12 protein-coding genes and 1 pseudogene are annotated in these 15,634 nt (G+C 72.3%); 5 read left to right on the top strand and 8 right to left on the bottom strand.

Going from position 1 to position 15,634, the window contains the following annotated elements; genetic code table 11:
* Positions 1-102: 102 nt before the first annotated feature.
* From IH54_RS0126820 to IH54_RS42530, 4 genes and pseudogenes are all read right to left on the bottom strand, one after another.
* The gene (locus IH54_RS0126820; RefSeq protein ID WP_031521538.1) at positions 103-681 is read right to left on the bottom strand and encodes a hypothetical protein; all 579 of its coding nucleotides are present in this window, start codon (positions 679-681) and stop codon (positions 103-105) included.
* Between the two features lie 144 nt (positions 682-825).
* A pseudogene (locus IH54_RS47110) lies at positions 826-1,050 on the bottom strand (NmrA family transcriptional regulator); the annotation flags it as partial.
* 202 nt (positions 1,051-1,252) lie between these two features.
* Positions 1,253-1,972: a GNAT family N-acetyltransferase gene (locus IH54_RS0126815; protein ID WP_052397908.1), complete on the bottom strand. Its 720-nt coding sequence runs from the start codon at positions 1,970-1,972 to the stop codon at positions 1,253-1,255.
* Positions 1,973-2,128: 156 nt separating this feature from the next.
* A complete protein-coding gene (locus tag IH54_RS42530) occupies positions 2,129-2,701 on the bottom strand; it encodes a hypothetical protein (RefSeq protein ID WP_031521534.1) in 573 nt (190 codons plus the stop codon).
* A 378-nt stretch (positions 2,702-3,079) separates the two neighbouring features.
* Between IH54_RS42530 and IH54_RS0126805 the strand changes: the two genes are divergently transcribed.
* Both IH54_RS0126805 and IH54_RS0126800 read left to right on the top strand, forming a co-directional pair.
* The gene (locus IH54_RS0126805; protein ID WP_420711802.1) at positions 3,080-6,154 is read left to right on the top strand and encodes a DEAD/DEAH box helicase; all 3,075 of its coding nucleotides are present in this window, start codon (positions 3,080-3,082) and stop codon (positions 6,152-6,154) included.
* Complete coding sequence (locus IH54_RS0126800) at positions 6,151-7,611, top strand: SWIM zinc finger family protein (RefSeq protein WP_043182355.1); 1,461 nt, start codon at positions 6,151-6,153, stop codon at positions 7,609-7,611. The genes IH54_RS0126805 and IH54_RS0126800 overlap by 4 nt, the downstream gene beginning before the upstream one ends.
* Positions 7,612-8,080: 469 nt before the next feature.
* Here the strand turns inward: IH54_RS0126800 and IH54_RS0126790 are convergent, their stop codons facing one another.
* Positions 8,081-8,695: a TetR/AcrR family transcriptional regulator gene (locus tag IH54_RS0126790; protein ID WP_031521525.1), complete on the bottom strand. Its 615-nt coding sequence runs from the start codon at positions 8,693-8,695 to the stop codon at positions 8,081-8,083.
* Between the two features lie 141 nt (positions 8,696-8,836).
* Here IH54_RS0126790 and IH54_RS0126785 point away from each other — a divergent pair, with 141 nt between their 5' ends.
* A complete protein-coding gene (locus IH54_RS0126785) occupies positions 8,837-9,586 on the top strand; it encodes an SDR family NAD(P)-dependent oxidoreductase (protein ID WP_031521523.1) in 750 nt (249 codons plus the stop codon).
* Between the two features lie 115 nt (positions 9,587-9,701).
* The gene (locus IH54_RS0126780; protein WP_031521521.1) at positions 9,702-10,082 is read left to right on the top strand and encodes a nuclear transport factor 2 family protein; all 381 of its coding nucleotides are present in this window, start codon (positions 9,702-9,704) and stop codon (positions 10,080-10,082) included.
* Between the two features lie 127 nt (positions 10,083-10,209).
* Here the strand turns inward: IH54_RS0126780 and IH54_RS41915 are convergent, their stop codons facing one another.
* Complete coding sequence (locus tag IH54_RS41915; protein ID WP_031521519.1) at positions 10,210-11,046, bottom strand: hypothetical protein; 837 nt, start codon at positions 11,044-11,046, stop codon at positions 10,210-10,212.
* Positions 11,047-11,273: 227 nt separating this feature from the next.
* On the bottom strand, positions 11,274-11,930 hold the full coding sequence (locus tag IH54_RS0126770) for a maltokinase N-terminal cap-like domain-containing protein (protein ID WP_031521518.1): 657 nt from the start codon (positions 11,928-11,930) through the stop codon (positions 11,274-11,276).
* An 842-nt stretch (positions 11,931-12,772) separates the two neighbouring features.
* Here IH54_RS0126770 and IH54_RS0126765 point away from each other — a divergent pair.
* A complete protein-coding gene (locus IH54_RS0126765) occupies positions 12,773-13,210 on the top strand; it encodes a protein phosphatase (protein WP_324607820.1) in 438 nt (145 codons plus the stop codon).
* A 372-nt stretch (positions 13,211-13,582) separates the two neighbouring features.
* Here IH54_RS0126765 and dpdD read toward each other — a convergent pair whose 3' ends face one another.
* The gene (dpdD, locus tag IH54_RS0126760; protein ID WP_234343891.1) at positions 13,583-15,625 is read right to left on the bottom strand and encodes a protein DpdD; all 2,043 of its coding nucleotides are present in this window, start codon (positions 15,623-15,625) and stop codon (positions 13,583-13,585) included.
* Positions 15,626-15,634 lie beyond the last annotated feature (9 nt).

The raw sequence follows: 15,634 nt of genomic DNA, 5'->3' as shown, positions 1-15,634 counted from the left end.
GCTACGTGTGCCTCCGCGTCACGGTCGCCGAGCTGCCGGAGTCCTTGCGGGGCGCCGACCGTGCCGGACGGCCTCTCCGGCCCGCAGGTTCGAACGCCCGGCTCAGGTCTCGGGGACCCATTCCACGGGAGGTGGCATGCGGCTGTAGTGGGGGCCGCTGGTGCCGTAGTGGGCGAGGTGCAGGATCTCGCCGCCGACCTGGAGTTCTGCCGGGGGAGGGTTGGGAACGCGGATCCGTGGGTGGCGTTCGCCGTCGATGCGGATGCTCTGGCGTGTGTCGTTGCGGTGGTCCGCCCAGCTCTGGGCCCGCTCGCGCGTCCACGGGTCCTGCAGGGTCCGCGGGGCGGCGGGGTCGTGGAGGTGGCCGTTGAGGCTGCGGACGAGGCCTTCGCTGTAGACGCCTTTGACCCGGAAGTTCTCCAGGTCGTCCGCGTGCACGACCATGTTGACGTACCGGCGGCCGTTGCCCCTGTGCCGGCCGACCGCAGGCCAGCGCCCCTCGCCGGGGTCCCAGCGGGTGGGTGGGATCCACAGCAGGGCGCCGACGGGGAAGTGCTTCGTGCCGTACTGGATGTCGAGGCCGCCCTCGCCGCGTGTGGTTTCCCGCGCCACGTTGGCCACCAGACACCAGCCCAGCAGCCCGTCGGGTGTCTCTTCTTCGGTCGGTGCCGTATCTGCCACGCGAGAATCTTCGGGTACGGGACGAGGCGTGGCCAGGCCTCGCCGCCGCCGTCGTCGAGGTGCTGTGCCTTCCGGGTCCCTCCGCGTCGTGCCGTAGCTGTTCGAGCCGGGCGTGGACAGTTCCGGCGGCGCCACCCGGCCTCGGCGGAGCGCGGCGACGTTGCGGGCGGCCCGGTGGGCGAGAGCGTGCGGGGTGCGGCCGAGGATTCGCCGGACGTCCGGGCTGACACGTGGCTCGGCCGGGCTCGGGGATCCGAGGACGTCCAGGGCGTCGTCGGCGAGCTCCGCCGGCATGCTCCGGGTCATGGCGGCCTTGGCCTCGTCGCGGGTGAGTTCGTGGAATCCCACCGGCGAGCCCAGCGCGGCGGCAGGGAGTCGGCCAGCCCCGGCCGAACCAGGGCGCGGCAGTCCAGGGCTTCTCGGGATGGGCGGCGACCAGGCACCCGGGCAGCTCGACCGCGTCGGCCGTCCGGCCCTCGGCGGCCGTCAACGCGATGATCGCCGCAGCACCGTTCCGTCCCCTCCCCACGGCGGGTCCCTGGGGCCGCGGCCCCAGGCAGTCGCGCCGTCGTCACGCGATCCCCTCGGGACGCACATCTTCGCTGATCACGTCCGCCCGCCCGGAAACGGCTCCCGAAGCCACCTCTCCCGGCAGGCCGAAGAGCGGCAGGCAGGGCGCGAGCCCCGCGATGGTGACGGAGACGGACCGGTGCGCCTCCCAACCCGCCCGTGGCAGCCTCAGGCGCCGTATCGTCGCGCGCCGCCCACGGACGTTCACGTGCTCGGCACCGTCGCTCTTGTACCCGAGCTTCCCGGACACGGCGAAGGAGCTGGGGTTGTCCTCCAGGGCGCCCGACAGCGCGTCCACCGCGCCCAGTCCGGCGAAGGCCAGGTGGAGCGCCGCGGCGCGCATTTCCGTTCCGATCCCCTGCCGTTGGTGCCGCAGCCCGAGCCAGGAGGCCGTGCTCACCTGCCGCAGCACGGCGAAGTCCCGGGCGGCGAGGGTCTGCAGGCCGACGACGCGGCCGTCCTCGAAGACGCAGAGGTTCAGCGCCCAGTCGCCGGGCGTCCAGTTTCCGCGTCGCAGCCAATGGTGCTGGACCACCGAGCGCGCCCTCTCCGCGGGCGGCAGATCCGTCCAGGGCACGACGAACGGCATCCGGTCCGGCGCGTGCACGCCCCCAGCGGCCACGTCCGCCAGTTCGCCGAGCTCCTCCTCGGAGGGCAGCCGCAACTCCAGGCGAGGAGTGTTCACCCGCAGACCCGTCAGGGGCCAGTGATCCAACAGCATGAACCATGGTCGGACCCCGGCCCGAACGGCGTCATCCCGTTTTCCACTCGGCGGGACACCGCTCTCCGCCGGGCCCGCCCAGGTCCTGCTGACGACGGCACCGCTCGCCGGCCCGGCGTCCCCGGTCCCCGACGCCCGGATCGGTGCGGGGGCGGTTCAGTCGGTGATGTACCAGTCGTTCTTGAGGTACTCCAGGGTGGAGTCGCCGAGTTCGTCCTCGCTGAAGGTCATGGACGCCTTGATCGCTCCGGCCGGTATCTCGACCTCGGCGGGCGAGCGCACGACGACGCGGCGCGGGTCGACCGTCGCCGTCTGCAGGGCCTTCTTCTGCGCGGGGGAGATCATCTTGAAGGTGACGAGGAAGGTCGAGGTGCACGGGCCGAGACCCTCGTCCTCCGCCTGCTTCGCGGCGGGGCCCGCCACGTCGCAGACCGTGTCGATGTCCTCGTGGCCGACCGCGTGGAGGAAGACCTCGTACCGCTGGATCGCGCCGGCCGTCGTCCTGGGCGCGGACGTGCTGCCGGTCGGCGAGGGCGACGGCTTCTCGGTGCGGGGGGACGCGGACGGCGTGGCCGATGGCGCCGGGGCTTTTGTCGTGGACGCCGGAGGCTGCGAAGACGTCGCGCCCGCGTCGTCCCTGGACTCCTCGGACTTCTCCGGGCCGCACGCGCCCACTGCCAGCGCCACGCAGGCCGTCAGCGCCACACCCGCCATCGTCCGTGCACTCACCGGGTCCCCCTTGCCACCAGCCGACAACATGTAGTCAGGTCACGCAGGATCCGGGGGAACGGTTCCCGGGCCGGCGTGTCGTACGCGTCGCCCCCCGCCGGGGCGTCGGCCACTGCCGTGCGGCGGCGCGGCGCGAACAGGACGCCACCGCCCGCGACGATCACCGCAGCGGCCGATCCGGCGATGAGAGCGGTACTGCTGCCGCCCCGGTCCCGGCGAGTCCGGCCGCCGCGGCGGCCGGGGACGACGGCAGGTTCGTGGCCGGACAGGGTGACAGGCGCTGCTCCGCTCACCCAGCGTGCTCGCTGCTGGCTAGCCTTGGTGCGCCGGAGGGATACGGGGCTCCGGACGCGCAGAGGGAACAGGTTCCGGGAGTGGGTGGGTGCGGTGGCGAGGGCGTCTACGCCGACGGAGGCGGGCACGGCCACCCGTGCTGCGGCCGTACCGGGGGCGGGTCTCCCCGACCGGAACCGGCTGCTCGCGCTGCTGCCGGAGGTGGCGTCCGGCGAGGCGGTGTTCCTGCCGGCGGATCCGCCGAGGCTGGGGCGGATGGCTTTCTGGACACCCGGCGGCGACCCCCCGGACCTCGGAGGGGGCACGGAGGAGCTCACGGTGGTCCGCCCGCACGGGTCGTCCGTGCGCAGGGCGGGAGTGCCGGCCGCCGTACTGCCGGTGGAGCAGGCGCTGCCACTGCTGACCCGTTGCCGCGCGCTGGGGGCCGACGGCAGCGGGCGGGCGTCGGCCGCGACGGCGTTCTGGGGCGCGGCGGCCACGCTCGGGTTGAGCCTGCTGGCCCGGGGCCGGGTCCTGCCCGGGGTGTCGGCGGAGGGCTTCGACGCCTGGCGGGTCGGGCCCTACGACGCCGGTGACCTGGAGCGGCTGCGTGCGCTCGCGGCCGGCATGCCGCCGCAGGCCCGTGCCGTTCCTGTCCCCGGCCTCTCCCCGCTCGCACTGCCGGCGGCCGAGCCCCTGCTGCGGGCCTTCCTGGACGCCGTCGCCGACTCGCTGACCCGTACGCCCGCCTCGCGCCACCTGACCGGCGGCCCCGCGTTCGCGGACCGCGCGCCGCAGGCCGTGCCCGAGCAGCGGGCCTGGGCGGCCGAGGTGGCCGCCGGGCGCGACGCGGGGCTCCAGGTGTCGCTCCGCCTGGAGCTGCCGGGCACGGCGGCACCGTTCGGGGAGCAGGCGGACGACGAGGTGACGTGGGGCGACGGGGAACCCTGGCCGTACGGGGAGGCCGAGGAACCGGAGGAGGCCGACGGGGACGAGGACGGGGACGGGGACGGGGACGGGGCGGACAGGACCCGCCGGGGCTCCTTCCGCGCCGTCGTCCAGCTGCGCAGCCTGGCCGATCCCACGGTGGTCACCGACGCCGCCGACCTGTGGACGGGATCGGCCGCCGCGCCCGAGCTGTTCGGCCCGCGGGCCCGCGTGGACACGCTGCTGACGCTGCGCCGGGCCGCACGCGTGTGGCCTCCCGCCGCGCGGCTGCTGGAGGGCGCCGCGCCGACGGGGCTGGAGCTGTCCGACGACGAGGCCGTGGCGCTGCTCGGCGATGCCGCCGAGGCCCTCGCCGGTGCCGGGGTGGCCGTGCACTGGCCCAAGGAGCTGGTGCGCGGGCTGACCGCGTCCGGCGTCCTGGAGCCGGCCCGCAGGAGTACGACGTCGTCGGCAGCGTCGTTCCTGTCCTCGGGCGGGTTGCTGGACTTCCGCTGGCGGGTCGCGCTCGGGGATCAGGAACTGACCGAGGAGGAGCTGGAACGCCTGGTCCGGGCCCACCAGCCGGTGGTGCGGCTGCGCGACCAGTGGGTGGTCGTCGACCCGGAGCTGGTGCGCCGCCTGCGGCGGTCGGCCTCGTCCGGGGCGCCCTCGCTGACCGCCGTCGACGCCCTGGGAGCCGCGCTGACCGGCAGCGTCGAGGTCGACGGCGAACGCGTCGAGGTCACCGCGGGGGGCGTACTGGAGGAGCTGCGCGCCCGGATCGCGGACCCCGAGGCCCGCGCGGCCCGTGAGCCCCGGGACCCGCCGAGGGCACTCGCGGCGACCCTGCGCGACTACCAGCTGCGCGGCCTGAACTGGCTGCACCGGATGACGTCACTCGGTCTGGGCGGCTGCCTCGCGGACGACATGGGCCTGGGCAAGACCGTGACGCTGATCGCCCTCCACCTGCGCCGCCAGGAGCGCAAGGCAACGGCCGGCCCGACGCTGGTGGTCTGCCCCGCCTCCCTGCTGGGCAACTGGGAGCGCGAGATCCGCCGCTTCGCACCGGCCACCCCTGTCCACCGCTTCCACGGCCCGGGCCGCGACCTCTCGGCGGTGGAGGGCGACGGCTTCGTCCTGACCACCTACGGGACGATGCGCCGCGACGCCGCCCGGCTGGGGGAGCGGCCCTGGGGGCTGCTCGTCGCCGACGAGGCCCAGCACGTCAAGAACCCGCACGCGCACACCGCGAAGGCGCTGCGCACGATCCCCTCGCGCGGCCGCGTCGCCCTGACCGGCACCCCGGTGGAGAACAACCTCTCCGAGCTGTGGGCGCTGCTCGACTGGACCACCCCGGGGCTGCTCGGCACGCTGTCCGGCTTCCGGGACCGCTACGCCAAGGCCGTCGAGGGCGACCGGGACGAGCAGGCGGCCCGCCAACTCGCCGCACTCGTCCGGCCGTTCCTGCTCCGGCGGCGCAAGTCCGACCCCGGCATCGCGCCCGAACTGCCGCCCAAGACCGAGACCGACCAGCCGGTGTCGCTGACGAAGGAGCAGGTCTCCCTCTACGAGGCGCTGGTCCGCGAGCTCATGGCGGAGATCGAGGGATCGGAAGGCATGGCGCGGCGCGGGCTGGTGATGAAGCTCCTCACCGGTCTGAAGCAGGTGTGCAACCACCCCGCGCAGTACCTGAAGGAGCCGGACGCCGCGAAGCTGCCGGGGCGTTCGGGGAAGCTGGAGCTGCTGGACGAACTCCTGGACACCGTCCTCGCCGAGGACGGGTCCGCGCTGGTCTTCACCCAGTACGTGGCGATGGGCCGGCTCATCGAGCGCCACCTGGCGGCCCGCGGCGTGGAGAGCCTGTTCCTGCACGGCGGGACCACGGTCGGACGCCGGGAGGAGATGGTCGACGCGTTCCAGGCCGGCGAGAAGCGGGTCTTCCTGCTGTCCCTGAAGGCGGCCGGGACCGGCCTGAACCTCACCCGCGCCGGCCACGTCGTCCACTACGACCGCTGGTGGAATCCGGCGGTGGAGGACCAGGCGACCGACCGCGCCTACCGGATCGGGCAGACGCAGCCCGTCCAGGTGCACAAGCTGATCGCCGAGGGGACGGTGGAGGAGAAGGTCGCCGAGATGCTCCGCGGGAAGCGGGAGCTGGCCGACGCCGTGCTCGGGTCGGGCGAGGCGGCGTTCAGCGAGCTGAGCGACGCCGAACTCGCCGACCTGGTCGCGCTGCGCGGGGCGCGGCGATGACGGGGCCGACCGGGAGGCGAGCCTCTGGGCGGGCCCGTGCCTTCGACGCGCTCCCTCCGGCGAAGGGCAGCCGCGCCCCGTTCGCGGAGTCCTGGTGGGGCCGGGCGTGGCTGGCGGCACTGGAGGAGTCGTCGCTGGACGCCGGCCGCCTGGGCCGGGGCCGTACGTACGCGCGGCGCGGTGCGGTCGGACGGGTCACCGTCGACACGGGATCGGCGACGGCCGTGGTGCAGGGCAGCCGCCCGTCCCCGTACCGTTCCCGGGTCCGGGTGCGGCAGCTCACCGACCGGCAGTGGGACCACCTCCTCGACGTGATCGCCGAGCGGGCCGCGCACATCGCCGCGCTCCTCGACGGCGAGATGCCGCCCGGACTCGCCGACGACGCCGCGGCAGCGGGTGTGGCCCTGCTGCCGGGGCCGCAGGACCTGGACCCGGCGTGCAACTGCCCCGACTGGGGCGTCCCCTGCAAGCACGCGGCGGCCCTCTGCTACCAGGTCGCCCGGCTGCTGGACCGGGACCCCTTCGTCCTGCTGCTCCTGCGGGGCCGCGGCGAGCACGAGCTGACCGACGAACTCGCCCGCCGGAACCTCGTCCGCGCGGCCGCGGAAGCGGGTGCGGGCGGCGGTGGGGGGACGGGGGACGGCGCGGGGACGGGTGGCGGCGCGGGGACGGGTGGCGGTGGGGGGACGCGTGGCGGTACGGGAACGGGTGGTGGTGCCAGGGCCGCGGACCGTGCCGCTGTCCCTGTCGTCGGTTCCGCCCCGCTCCCGGCGTCGGGTTCGTACACGTCCGTGCCGCGGCCCCGCACCGGCGAGCCCGCCGCGGCGGCGTTCGCCGCCCGGGCCGGGCTGCCGCCGCTGCCCGCCGCGCCGTCGCCGCCCGAGCGGGCGGCCCGCGGCCCCGCCCTGGCGGGAACATCCGCTCCCGGGCCCGGCGTGGACCCGGCCGGACTCGAACTGCTCGCCACCGACACCGCGTTGCGCGCCCACCACCTGCTCGTGGCGGCTCTGGACGTTCCCCGCCACGCCGCCACCGTGCCGCCCGCCCCGCTCACCGAGTGGCAGGACGCCGTCCGCCTCACCGCGACCCACCCCACCATGGAGGTCTTCACCCGTATCGCGGCGAACTGCGGGCACACACCTTCGGAGTTGGCCGCCGCCACCCGCGCCTGGCGTTACGGCGGAGCCGCGGCCCTGGACGTACTGGAGGCACCCTGGACCCCGCCCGCCGGGCACATGGAACGCGCCCGCGAAGCCCTGCGCGCGGACTGGCCCGGCGCACCACCCCGACTGCGCGCCTGGCGCAACCGCTGGACGGTCGAGGGCAGCGGCGCCCAACTCCGGCTCGGCCGGGAGGGCCTGTGGTATCCGTACGCGAAGGAGCGGGGCGCCTGGTGGCCGGCCGGCCCACCGGACGCGGACCCCGCGGTCGTGCTGGCGGCCATCCTCCAGCGGTGAGAGCCGGCGGACGGGCAGCCCTCGGCCCCCGCTGTACCCGGAGCAGCGGCGTGCCCGAGGACGACACGACGGCCGACGCCCCTTCCGGCGCCTTGAGGTCGTCGAGTCAGTGGCCGCTCGGCCGGACTGACGGCAGCGGGGGCATTCCCGCGAAGGGACCACCCGTGCAACGCGCCGACGTCGACTTGAGAACCAGCCATCGGACGCGGGGGCCGTACAGGACCGTCGGTGTCAGGGTCATGTACTCGCCGACGGTCAGGGTGATGCCGTGTCCCGACATGCCGTGATCACTGACCACGGCATGTCGGGACACGGCATGCCGTGATCACTGACCACGACGACGCGATTGGCCAAAGGGGCGATCAAAGTTGCGGGACGCCCTGGGCCCGGTGCGGGCGTCCTCCGCCGGGAGGACGGTGCGGATCGCTTCCGCCGCGTTGCGGTGGGCGGGCGCGCGCTGCCGGTGGGCCTATGTGAGGGGTCCGGCCCGGTCCGGGAGCGGCACCGCGCGCAGGGCGACGTCGACGGTGGCGTGCAGCGCGTCCCGGCCCGCGCCGGCGGCCGCGTGGACGGCGTTGCCCTCGCTGACGACCATGACGTACCGGGCCAGGGCGACCGGGTCGGTGCCGTCGGGCAGGTCGCCCTCGGCAGCCGCTCGGGTGAGGCGGTCGGCCAGTGCCTGCTCGCCGGCCATGCGCCTGCCGGCGAGGAAGGCGGCGATGCGGCCGCCGTCGCCGCCCTGGGCGAGGCCGCCCTGCACGGACAGGCACCCGGGGGGCCGGTCGGGGCGGGTGAGCGCGTCGGCGTTGGCCCGCAGGAACGCCTCGACGACTGTGTAGGCGGTCGGCTCGGCGAGGGCCTCCCGGGCGTAGGCCATCTCCGCCTCGGCGTAGTGGTCGACGGCCCGGCGGAACAGTGCCTCCTTGTTGCCGAAGGCCGCGTACATGCTCGTCCGGTTGATGCCCATGGCCTCGGTGAGGTCGCTCAGGGACGCGCCCTCGTACCCCCGGCGCCAGAAGACCTCCATCGCCCGCTCCAGCGCCGCGTCCGCGTCGAAGCCCCGCGGCCTGCCGCGTTCCGCCATGGCCACCTCCACGCTCCCGGCCCCCGGCCGCCCCGGTCCCGCTCAAATATTAACCGACCGGTACGGAAATAGTGCGGGCGGTGCCTCGGTTATTCGGTACCGAACGGTGCGGAAATCGCGCCACGACTGAGGAGTACGACCATGGGACAGCTCGACGGCAGGACCGCCCTCGTGACCGGTGCGACCTCCGGTATCGGACTGGCCGCCGCCCGGCGGCTCGCCGCGGAAGGCGCACACGTCTTCCTCACCGGTCGGCGGCAGCGGGCGCTGGACGAGGCGGTGGCCTCGATCGGCGACCGCGCCACCGGCGTGCGCGCGGACGTCTCGGACCCCGACGACCTCGACCGCCTGTTCGCGGTGATCGGGCAGCAGGACAGGGGCCTGGACATCGTGTTCGCCAACGCCGGCGGCGGCGAGTTCGCGGCGCTGCCCGACATCACCTGGCAGCACTACGCCGACACCTTCAACACCAACGTCGGGGGCACCCTGTTCACCGTGCAGAAGGCGCTGCCCCTGCTCCGGCCGGGGGCTTCGATCATCCTGACCAGCTCCAACATCGACACCAAGGGCGCCGCGTCGTTCAGCGTCTACGCCGCCACCAAGGCCGCGATCCGCTCGTTCACCCGCAGTTGGGCCGCCGAGCTGGTGGACCGCGGGGTCCGGGTCAACAGCATCGCCCCCGGCCCGATCGAGACGCCGGGACTGAGCGGCCTGGCGGGCGACCCCACGGCGGCCGAGCAGCTGCTGAAGGGCCTGGCCGCGGGAGTGCCGATGAACCGGCTCGGCAGCCCGGAGGAGATCGCCGGGACGGTGCTCTTCCTCGCCTCCGACGCCAGCAGCTACATGACCGGCGCGGAGATCTACGTCGACGGCGGCGCGAGCCAGATCTGACCCGGCTGCGTCGGCAGGCCGCCTCCCGACCTGCCACGTAGCGTGGAAGACGCCGGGCGCCGCCCGCTCCCCGGACCCGGTCGGCGCCCCGGCGACAACTCCGAAGGAGAGCACCATGTCCGCACCGCCCCCGCCGTCCGTACCGCCCACTGTGACCGACCTGCTGGCAGCCAACCTGCACGAGGTCTTCGGCAACCGCGACGCCTCCTCACGCCGGGCGGCGATCGAGAGGATCTACACCGAAGACGTCGCCTTCGCCGACCCCGAAGGCGTCACCACGGGCTGGGACGCCATCGAGGACAAGGCGCGCGCACTGCTCGACAAAGCCCCGCCCGGCTCGGCCTTCACCGAGGACGGCCCGCCCTACGTCGGCACCGACCGCGGGGCGCTCGCCTGGGCGTTCGGCCTCGAAGGCAATCCCCTGGCGCGGGGCGTCGACGTCATCACCGTCCGCGGAGGGAGGATCGCCGACGTGCTGACGCTGCTCACCGCCTGAGACGCGGAACGCCCTCGCGGCCTGCGGCCTGCGGCCTGCGTCGGACGAGATGAGGCGGCGGTTGTCCACAGCCCTGTGGAGGACGCGACGGGGCTGTGCCGAAGGGCAGGCCAGGCTCTTGCGCCGGTCAGCGGACGAGGGTGGCGCGGACCAGGGCCCGGCCGCGGACGGCGGTACGGGCGCGTTCGGTTAGCGCGTCGGGCGGTGGGGCGTCCGCTCCGGCGCAGGTGCGGCAGGTGCCTTCGTACGGGGTCGGGCGCGAGCAGGACGCGCACTCGTACCGGCGGGGCGGCGCCGCGACCGGCTCCGGCGGCGGGGGCAGCTTGCGGGTCAGGCGGTCGCGCAGGAACGCCGTTGGGCTGTGGACGCGCTCGGGCAGGCCGCCCAGCAAGGCGAACGAGAGGTCGCGGGGGCCGAGGCCGCGTTCCAGCCAGGGGGCGGCGAGGGGTGCGAGCGCCTGCGCCTCCGCAGCGCCGAGGCGCAGGCGGGGTTCCGCTGCGGTCACCCGGTGGAGCACCGCCGCCACTTCGGCGAGCGCCGGGGCCGGGGGCTCGGGCGGGGCTGTCCGCTGCGCGGGGAGGGTGGGTGTTTTCCCACGGTCCTTTACGGGGTGGGCGCCGCGGTCGTCGACCGCCGGTCGACCGGAGCCCGGACGTACGGCACCCGGTCCCGCCTGCGGGGAGTCGTACACGTGGGTCTCGCTGACGAAGGTGCCGTCCGGGCGACGTACCCGCTCGACGCGGTAGTAGCCGAACTTCGTCAGCTCGCGCAGGGCCTTCGCCACGGCCAGGCGGCCCTGGGCGCTGGTGTCGGCCATGTGGCGGCCGTCCTCGCGCCAGCCGTCGGGGCGGGAGAGGAGGTCGGCGAGCAGGCCGCGGGCGGTGTAGGACAGCCGCCGGTCCTGCAGCAGCGTGTTGGGCAGGACCGTGAAGCCGCGCGCATGGCGGCTACGATGAATCTGCATGGGGAGTGTTGGCTCCTTGTGCCGGACCCCGGAGCGTTGGCGCGCTGCCGGGGTCACCCTATTGAGTTCACTGGTGACAGAACGTACCACGCGGTTCGCCCAAGATCGACTGCTCTTGGGCATCTTGTTGCCTGGCGGAACGTTCCTCCCGTTTCGGAGGAGGGTGGCGCGGGCCTGGAGCTTGCGCACGGCGTTCGGCCTCGTGGCGCCAGGGTTGGCTGCCTGGATCAGGCGTCGAGCAACGTCATCAGAACGGCAGCCGGGCGAGTGCCGTCCGGTCCCTTCCAACCGGTTGCGACATGGCCGAGGGCTCCCGGGCGGGGCAGCGGCGGACGCTCGTCGACGGGGTCGAGGACGCGGTGAATGTGCAGGATTGCGCCGCCGGGCGCGGGAAGACGGGTACCGTCCCGGTCGTCGGTGGGGTCGGGCGTGATGCCGTCCAGGCCGAACGGGGCGCCCGCGTACGAGCGGGTCACCTCGTGGTCGAGGGTGTCGGTGACGCTCTGCGCCATCGCTGGTGCGGTGCCCTCGATGAGGGCCAGCAACTCGGTGACGAGCACGGGGTCGTGGCAGCCGTCGTACGCCCAGCGCTTGCCCAGTACGCCGTGCTGCATCGTTCCGACGAGGGCGTGTTCGGCGCTCTCCAACGGTCCGGCGCGGTAAGTGAGCGGTACGAGATAGGCCGTCCGCTCGGGGCCGCTCGTGTCGGTGACCACCATGAACTCGATGCCGACCTCGCCCTCCGGGTCGTCCAGCCGGAAGCCACCCGACTTCTCCAGCACGGGGCCGTCCGGTCCACCCCGGTACCAGGGGCGGGTGGGCAGCCAGCCGGCGAGCAGTTCGACCTTGCTGGGCGTGAGGGTGGTGTGGTGGATCAGGGCCATGCCGGTGGTCGCCCCTCTGTCGCGGATCTCGTTCCGCTCAGCCTTCCACAACGGTGCTGCCAGCAGGTTTCCCTGGTTCCGTGGGCCGTGCCGGGGCAGGGTTGCCGGGCGCGGCCCAGACCCCCGCCGAGGGCGATCCCCGCGGGGTCAGCGCCCTTGACGGGCTCGGGCGTGATGCTTCCGCCGGCGGACCGGGCACGGCGGCACTCGGCGTGCTCGTACATCGCGCTCAGCACCCAGGCCGCGTCCGGCAGCGGGGGCGGCAGGAAGCCCGTGAGCCCGTCGTCGACGGTCACCTCGCGACGCCAGCCGGTCGTACCGGAGGGCGCCACCGGCCAGGGGGCGGCGAGAGGGTCAGGTGCTGAGACATCCCGTGGCTCCCAGCCCCGTCCATTCTCCAGCAGCCCCCGGAAACGGCGTGAGGGGCGGTCTTCCGATTCGGAAGACCGCCCCTCACCTGCGTGTTCACCAGTAGGGGTGGCGGGATTTGAACCCACGGCCTCTTCGTCCCGAATGCCGTCGAACCCGGGCCGCTGCCTGGGCGTTTGATGTTGTTGCAGGTCAGGGCATTGGGCTGGATGGGTCTGGGGTGGTGTCGCGGGGGCTCGGGGAGCGGTTCGGCTCCCATATGGCTCCCAAGAATTCCCGGTTCCACGTGCGCCTTTACCGTCTCTTGGCCCGCGGCGGAGGAGGTGACGCCGGCGAGTCACGGCGGCGGGAACGTCCGTACAGCGGGCAGTCGTTCGTCTCGTCGGAGGGGAGCGCCGATGAAGACGCGCCAGAAGGATCGAGAGGTCCCTGGGCCCGACGAGCCGTGGAGTGAGATACGCCCCGGCCTGTGGATGGGCGGACACTACTGGACCGACAGAGCCGGCGAGTTGCAGCCGGCTGTCGTGGGCGGTGAGTTCGACCTCGTGGTGAGCCTCTTCACCCTCGCCGGTCACGGCCCGCCCGCCGCCATCGAGCATGTGGTCGTAGAGCTCCCCGACGGCCCGTTGGTGCCGGACCAGATCGGTGCAGTCCAGCAACTTGCCATCCGCGTCGCCGCCGCCATCAGGGAAGGGCGTTCCGTCCTCGTACGCTGCTACTCCGGCTACAACCGCTCGGGCCTGGTCGTCGGCCAGGCGCTGATCGAGTTGGGCAGCGACCCGAACGCTGCCGTGGACCTGATCCGGCGGAAGCGGTCGTCCTGGGCTTTGAACAACGAGGTGTTCGAGCAGTATCTCACCGCGGGCCTCGACGCCGCCTATCTCCTGACCGGGCTGGAGTCGCTCTCGTGACAGGCGGCGTCACCATCGCCTTCCGCAGGCCACCGGCGGCGTTTTCAGCCCGTCGCTGCGAGACGCGCCGCGGCCTCGGGCCAGGGCTTGGAGGTCGTCTGAGACGGTGCCTGATTAGCCTCCGCCCATCGGCTACGCCCCAGTATCTGTTGGAAGCGGGCGGCAGAGGCCGAGGCTTCGCCCACGCAATGCACAGCATCTCGGATGCCCTCACCTTTGCTGTCTGGGAGAACGGCCAGTGGATGCCCTCGCTGACCGGCAGCCTCGTCGCTTCTCCTCGTGCTGGGCGAGAAGAAGCGCGGTGTGATGTGGGCCGGAGTGACTACGATCCGCAACGATGACGGCACAGTGGTGGGCTTTGGCTTGCGACTGTCAGTCTCCGTGCACAGTGCGTAGCAAGCCATTTATCGCGGCGCGCAAAAGAGATGCTGAGCCGCTCCCATCCGCGTAGTCGATGACGGATGTTTTCGCGTGCTGGGTAATGAAGCCCGTTGCGGCATGTTTGGCGCATCGGGTGGCCAGCACGACCACATCGGCCGCTCGGGCCTTTGAGCGCAGCGGTGGACTGCCGACACTGTCGTGCGCACAGGTGACTTTGACTCCGGGCGCAAGTTGCTGCAGGGCTTCACTGACGCGGTCCAACACTCCCTGGTCCAGCGAGTAGAGCAGTACGTTGCGGCCAGCGGCCTTCCGTAGACTTGCATCGATATTCTGCGCCAGGTCGTCGTCCGACTGCTCGTGCCAGTCCAGTTCGATACCGAGTTCCAGGGACAGGCGCCGGGCCATGGAAATGTCCGCAAGGTCCAGGCGTCCTTGGTGCACACTGAGCGGCAGGAGTAGTGCCAACGCGAAGGATTCGCGGGCGTCAGGGTCGGGAGAGGCTTCCATAACCAGTCGGTCAGCGAAGTCCAGAGCAATAACGGCCCGTTCGGGAGCAACCCAACGCTCGCATGTATCGGAAAGTTCCCCCAGTAGTTGTCTGTAGACAACAGTGGAAGGGCTCGAACGCAATACTATCTCGGTCAGTGCCTGCACGGCCAGCAGATCACCGGGCCCTAGCCAGTCGTAGGCCAGCGCACAGGTGATGAGAGCGCGTGCGCTGAACGGTGCGGGCTGGTCGTATCCGACGCTTTCGATGAAGGCCCCAACACAGCGCCAGATCTTCTTTTGGCTCTCGTCATGTAGGTCTTCCAGCAGCGCAGCGACTTCCTGGTCGTCTCCGGCGGGTGAAGGCCACGCGGTCCAGATGCCGTGCTCCAAGATTGCGTTCAGGTCGGTGTACCCGTCGGCTACCGCCTTGATCAACTCCACCCATGTGGTTGGTATAGGTTGGACCGTGGCTGGGCCAGCGTCCTGCGGCAAGGACGGTGGAGTTGTCGGTTTCGGCGAATCAACAGGCGCATCCGCCGCCGCTAGGACTGGCTTATCCTGGTGAATGCTCTGCGTGCTGATAAACGTCGTTGCGGCTTCTTTGAGAACAGGCGGCAGAACGTCGTGGGACGCCATGTGCTCGATGGCCGTGAGTACGTGTTGGCTGCTGTGAAGGGCGCCACGCGTCACTGCTGCCAGAAGCAGGACGACGAGCGCCTCGACGGAATAGGAGTCCGTGTCGTCTTCGAAAGGGGCCAGTGCAAGGAAGCCGCGCTTTTGGAGGGCCTGTTGCGCGTTAGACAGATCACCGTGGTCCAGGGGGCCTTGTACGTCGCAGGAGAAGACGGCTTCCAGCACCGCTGCCTTCACCGGGGCGGGCGGGTCTTGCCGCAGCACGTCGCCGAGGCCCGGATAGTCAAGTAGTTCTCGATCGAGGCCGAGTCGGTTGAGCCGCTTGATGTGCAGGTGGGCGAGGTTAGCGGCGGTGATGCCTCCTTGGCCGACCAGTTGATCGAGAACGGTTTGAGAGGCGGCTTGACCGCCAGCCGCAAGGGCGGCGTCGAATTCGGCTAGCAGTCGTCCCGTCGGCTTCACTGCCCGCCACAGCCGCGGGGGACGATGAGCAATCGTGTGCTGCATGAGCAGGGCCACGTCGGTCAATTTCTGGCGGAAGCGGCGGTTGGGGTGTGTCTCGAGCTTGAAGGTGGTCGTTGTTGTTCCGGCGAATTCCTGCACCGCTGCCTCGATGGGATCGTCGGTGTCCAAGGTGCAGGGGTGCACGCCGGCGCCGATGAGGTAGGTGGCGCCGGCGAAGGCAGTGATGATGGTGCCGACGAGAGTCGCGTGCGCCTCATCGCGGGCGATGACATAGATCGCGTAGCGATCTTGGGCCTGTTGATAGCGAGGCAGCACGATCGGGATGTCGCTGCCGCTGCGAAGTAGATCGACGAAGGGCCGGGCTCGTTCGCCCGTACCCGGGTCGGGATTCATATCGGGCCAGGCGTCGTTTCCCTGGCCGAAAAAGCGCTGGAGGAAGGCTTCCAAGTTTTGGGC

Source organism: Streptomyces sp. NRRL F-5123, assembly GCF_000721495.1.
GTDB lineage: Bacteria > Actinomycetota > Actinomycetes > Streptomycetales > Streptomycetaceae > Actinacidiphila.
This window is presented reverse-complemented; position numbering and strand designations above follow the sequence as displayed.

Excerpts from the sequence above, each read along its gene's own strand:
- IH54_RS0126815 (WP_052397908.1), bottom strand. The coding sequence starts at position 1,972 with ATGCTGTTGGATCACTGGCCCCTGACGGGTCTGCGGGTGAACACTCCT.
- IH54_RS0126800 (WP_043182355.1), top strand. The coding sequence starts at position 6,151 with ATGACGGGGCCGACCGGGAGGCGAGCCTCTGGGCGGGCCCGTGCCTTC.
- IH54_RS0126790 (WP_031521525.1), bottom strand. The coding sequence starts at position 8,695 with ATGGCGGAACGCGGCAGGCCGCGGGGCTTCGACGCGGACGCGGCGCTG.
- IH54_RS0126785 (WP_031521523.1), top strand. The coding sequence starts at position 8,837 with ATGGGACAGCTCGACGGCAGGACCGCCCTCGTGACCGGTGCGACCTCC.
- IH54_RS0126780 (WP_031521521.1), top strand. The coding sequence starts at position 9,702 with ATGTCCGCACCGCCCCCGCCGTCCGTACCGCCCACTGTGACCGACCTG.
- IH54_RS41915 (WP_031521519.1), bottom strand. The coding sequence starts at position 11,046 with ATGCAGATTCATCGTAGCCGCCATGCGCGCGGCTTCACGGTCCTGCCC.
- IH54_RS0126770 (WP_031521518.1), bottom strand. The coding sequence starts at position 11,930 with ATGGCCCTGATCCACCACACCACCCTCACGCCCAGCAAGGTCGAACTG.
- IH54_RS0126765 (WP_324607820.1), top strand. The coding sequence starts at position 12,773 with ATGGGCGGACACTACTGGACCGACAGAGCCGGCGAGTTGCAGCCGGCT.